Source organism: Vibrio rotiferianus CAIM 577 = LMG 21460, from assembly GCF_002741985.1.
GTDB classification, from domain to species: domain Bacteria; phylum Pseudomonadota; class Gammaproteobacteria; order Enterobacterales; family Vibrionaceae; genus Vibrio; species Vibrio rotiferianus.
This window is the reverse complement of sequence record NZ_APHW01000085.1, coordinates 1-4256: the sequence shown is the minus strand read 5'-3', so window position 1 is coordinate 4256 and position 4256 is coordinate 1. Positions and strand designations below refer to the sequence as shown.

The window sequence follows — 4256 nt, the reverse complement described above, 5'->3', positions numbered from 1 at the left end:
ACTGTCTGTTTTACTTTGCAAACCCATACCACTCATGGGAACGAGGCACTAATGAAAACACCAATGGCTTGATACGACAATACTTACCAAAACGAACTTCTATGTCACATGTGACACAGAAGCTCTGCAATGAAATTGCACACAAACTAAATACGCGCCCACGCAAAAGACTTGGGTATAGGACACCAACGGAGTATATTCATGCGCATCTGTAAAAAGTGTCGCACTTCAAACTTGATACTAAGTGGCTATTTTCTCTTCACATCATCAAAAGTAATTCTATCTGAATCTAACTTTTCCCCGACATAAATGACGACCTCTCGTGCTCCACTACCTAGGGCAAGCTCTCTTAAAACTCTTTCCTCAACGTTTGTTAAGCCGCCTTCTGTTTTCTCTAGTTGGTGCATTATGATTCGAGGTGCTGGTTTGAAAATTTTCGATTTATGTATTTCTCGAACACCGTGTTGTATCAATTTTTCAGCAACATAAAAATCAGCAACAAAAGAGCGTGGATGAGCAAACGGGTTAATGACCTTAACACCGGTTCCTGACTGTAACTTAGCCTCTGAACCGACACCTTTCATCACACGGATTTTACCTGCAGTTTCCACGGCTAAATATGGCTCGTACTCAAGTTTGGGACCATTTCCTATCGTTCGAATGACTATTTTACTTTCACTCAACTCCACTAATAAGTCATAAGAAATTAGTCCTCTAATAAACATACCCATTACTTTACTACTCTCCTTTGAGTGACATAGTCAACCTAGCCATTTAACGCTCTGTTAAGGTGTGAGCAACGCAATACCGAAGCTCCCGCATACCACCTTAAACACTAAAACCAACGCATAGTAAAAATGCCACGCGTTGCGAATCACTCTTAAACAGCTTGTTAGTCGCGAGGCACCGAGCGACAATTTTAAGCCGAACTAAACTTTGCGAACAACAAACTTTATGTGCTCTGATGCATTTGAGTCAGGCGTAGTCTCAAAGCGGCTACTCAATGAAACCACTTGGAACAAACAACGCCGCAGAAAAAGAACTGACAACACCAAAAGGCGCTTTTGAAAAGCTAATCTCACAGTGCGGACTTTCAACGAAGTCACTGAAACCACGTGGAATTTACAACACCAGAGAAAACTTCATTTCAGCGAGTAAATCGGCTGTTGTACCGACAAACTCACCGAGCGGAGTTGCAACCAAAAATAGACTCTCGATTGCCCTACTCTGTAAGCACCAAAGAACAAAACAACCGCTAGGACAGGTACAAAACTCTGGACTTAAAACAGCTAGAACTAAGCTCTAATGATCTACGATTAGTCGATGTACCAAGCAAACAGCTGTCAAATTTTAAGCTCAGAAACATGATTTTGATTGCTAGCTTTTTCTGGCGACTAACGCCCTGTTAAGGTGTGAGCAACGCAATACCGATGCTGCCGCATAACACCTTAACCACTAAAACCAACGCATTGTGAAAATGCCACGCGTTGCGAATCACTCTTAAACAGTTTGTTAGGCTAATTCTGACCACTTGCGCTTAATCAAGAATTTCGGAATAACCTCCCGACCAAAGCCACCATATTTTTTTGCCTCTCGATTCCACCATTGGCTCGATGGATGAGGAGCCACAACACACTCGAGGCCTAAATTACGTACAACTTTTGCACCGTACTCTCCAGCCTTTGCTGAACAGAAAACAACAAGATCTGGACTCAGAGTTTTGATTACGTCCGTAACGATAGTTTCAGACATTTTCAAATCTAAAGAATGTACTTTAATACTGTCACCTACATTTTCAGCTGGCCTTTGAAAGTAATTCATAAAAGCCACATGCTCTAAAATATCAGCTGAATTCGTGTAACCAAAAAATGCATTATTAATCTCCTTCGCTACATTTCTATAAATCCAATGAGACTTTTTGGGGAAGTTGGTAGGGATATTCTTTTTAATGATACCGCTAGTATTAATCCAAGATTTTTCGATATCAGTGAGGTCATTTTGATTATTTAAATACCAATTTTCGATGTTCAATGATGATGTGGACCCTTTGGGCAAATAATGACTTTCTCCAATAACCAACAGCTTTTTAGTCCTACCTTGGCCATACTTTGAACCAACCCAAGGCTTGAGGTTTGGATAATTCTCATAGTGTGTATTTGAATACATTTTATCTCCTTTTAGCCTAACGCCGCGTTAAGTGGTGAGCAACGCTACCACCCTACCTAAACCATTGTGACATAAACACTTAACCTAAAGTAAGCCGAAAATGCCAAGCGTTGGGAATCCGTCTTAAACGCCTTGTTAGTTTTATTGCTGGCGACTCAGTAACAAGCTTGCTCCAGACATAGCCAAAAAAGTTGCGCAACCTCTATTGAAGCGCTTTGCCATTTTCGGCTTCGTAAACCACTGCCTTAAGTACATTCCAAATATCGCATAAATCGATATTGCACCCATTTCTAAAACTAGAAACGTAGCCCCTAAAGCGAAGAACTGTTCATTTACACTCGCTGAAACATCGACGAACTGTGGTAGAAAAGCAGTAAAGATTAAGATCGCCTTTGGATTACCGGCGGCTAGCAAAAATTCTTGTTTAGCTAACCCTAATCGGCTGCGAGTATTTTCGAGTTCGGAAACAGGACTTGATTCCGAACGCCAAAGATTAAAGGCAATCCACAACAAATAAGCCGCGCCCACAATTTTGATCGTTAGAAATAGAGTCTCAGAAGCATAGAGAACGACTGCTAAACCAGAAGCTGCCAAAGCAATCATTACAGCGAACGCAGCAATACGACCAAGTCCCGCAATAAAAGCGGACTTGAAACCGTAACAACGAGCATTGTTCATGGACAATAGATTGTTTGGACCAGGAGTCATATTGAGCGCAAAACACGCAGGTATAAAGAACAATAACTTCCAGATTTCCACAATATTTCCTCCATAAAACTAACGCCGCGTTAAGTGGTGAGCAACGCGGCCACCCTACCTAAACCATTGTGCCGTAAACACTAAAGCTGAATCAAACCGAAAATGCCAAGCGTTGGGAATCCGTCTTAAACGCTTTGTTATGTTCACTTCCCTAAACCACCGAGAAACTTAGGCAACATTGCTAGATCTCGGATTTGATCGACTTCAGATTTGGTCAAGTTACGGCAGACATATGGAAATGCCTTTAACAAGATTTCTTTCTCTTGGTCAAATGCTTCGGCGCTGTATTCAATAGTAGGGTCGTTCAATTCGTTGCAAAATCCCATTACAGCTCTCAAATAAAGAGTTGGTGTGAAATAATCTCTTAGATCTGCCCATGCATCTACATAACCATCAGTGAAGTATCGAGCAGAGTGAGAGAGCTTATAGTCGCAATCGCCACCACAACAAACGTACTGATTTCTGATTTTCTTGATTGCTACGTCATTAACAGTTTCATATTTACTCCAAGAAACTACCCTACCAATACTTTCATAGCCAAGTTCTTCTCCGCAACAATGACATTTAAAAGGTTCAAAGTCTGAGAAGATTTGAGCTGGTTTCGGATTCTCATCAGCCCAAGACTTATATGAAATAGGGAAGTATCGTTTTGCTAATTCGAGACAACTACTATTTTTGAGCAATGTTTGCTCAATCTTTGATGAATCGAAAAACTGGTGCTCAATTTCAGTAATACTTTCAACTTTAGCTACTAAACCAGATGAGGGCAATGTTGAATAAAAACCGATGAACCCGTCGCAACCATGAGCACGTAGCGAGTCTAGGATTTCTGGCTCGTCAGCTTTAGACACAGATGAACCTGAATGAGCTTTATGCTTACAACTAACAAGCCAACGCACTTCGGTATCATTTGCTATACCTTTTCGTGTTTCAATCAGAAGTAGATCTTTTCCACCATCAGCACCTCTTCCGGGAGCTGATTCAATTTTATAGCCTAAGTTGTGGAAGAAATCCCGTGCAAAAAGCTCGAATTTGTCTTGTTCACCGCCACCCTTATGTGGCATGGGAATCTCTTTAAAATCTAATATTGCCATCCGTATTTCCTGCTTGTGAACATAACGCCTTGTTAAGGTGTGAGGCACGCAATACCCAAGCCCCCGCATACCACCTTAACCATTGAAACCAACGCATAGTAAAAATGCCACGCGTGCCGAATCACTCTTGAACAATTTGTTATATGCCTTGGATTCAAGTACGAAGTGCGACACCTCTGAACATAAAAACAGTGAGATGCGATAATCATGAAGTTTGCTCCCGCCAAGAACGTAAAA

6 protein-coding genes are annotated in these 4256 nt (G+C 41.3%); 2 read left to right on the top strand and 4 right to left on the bottom strand.

The features are described 5' to 3' along the window. The coding region (locus B853_RS16260) for an IS30 family transposase (RefSeq protein ID WP_128826945.1) at positions 1-215 on the top strand (215 nt) is incomplete at its 5' end. Between the two features lie 33 nt (positions 216-248). On the opposite strand, the gene B853_RS16255 is transcribed toward B853_RS16260, so the two are convergent. Beyond that, on the bottom strand, positions 249-731 hold the full coding sequence (locus B853_RS16255) for a rod shape-determining protein (RefSeq protein WP_038887810.1): 483 nt from the start codon (positions 729-731) through the stop codon (positions 249-251). A 272-nt stretch (positions 732-1003) separates the two neighbouring features. Between B853_RS16255 and B853_RS16245 the strand changes: the two genes are divergently transcribed. Then, positions 1004-1306, top strand: coding sequence for a hypothetical protein (locus B853_RS16245; protein ID WP_038887808.1), 303 nt, complete (start codon positions 1004-1006; stop codon positions 1304-1306). Positions 1307-1512: 206 nt separating this feature from the next. Here B853_RS16245 and B853_RS16235 read toward each other — a convergent pair whose 3' ends face one another. From B853_RS16235 to B853_RS16225, 3 genes are all read right to left on the bottom strand, one after another. Beyond that, positions 1513-2166, bottom strand: coding sequence for a hypothetical protein (locus B853_RS16235; protein ID WP_038887805.1), 654 nt, complete (start codon positions 2164-2166; stop codon positions 1513-1515). A gap of 141 nt (positions 2167-2307) precedes the next feature. After that, positions 2308-2925, bottom strand: a complete 618-nt coding sequence (locus B853_RS16230) for a LysE family translocator (RefSeq protein WP_038887802.1) — start codon at positions 2923-2925, stop codon at positions 2308-2310. Positions 2926-3068: 143 nt separating this feature from the next. Further along, positions 3069-4019 carry a restriction endonuclease gene (locus B853_RS16225; RefSeq protein ID WP_038887801.1) on the bottom strand — a complete coding sequence of 317 codons (951 nt, stop codon included), beginning with the start codon at positions 4017-4019 and terminating at the stop codon, positions 3069-3071. Positions 4020-4256: the final 237 nt, after the last annotated feature.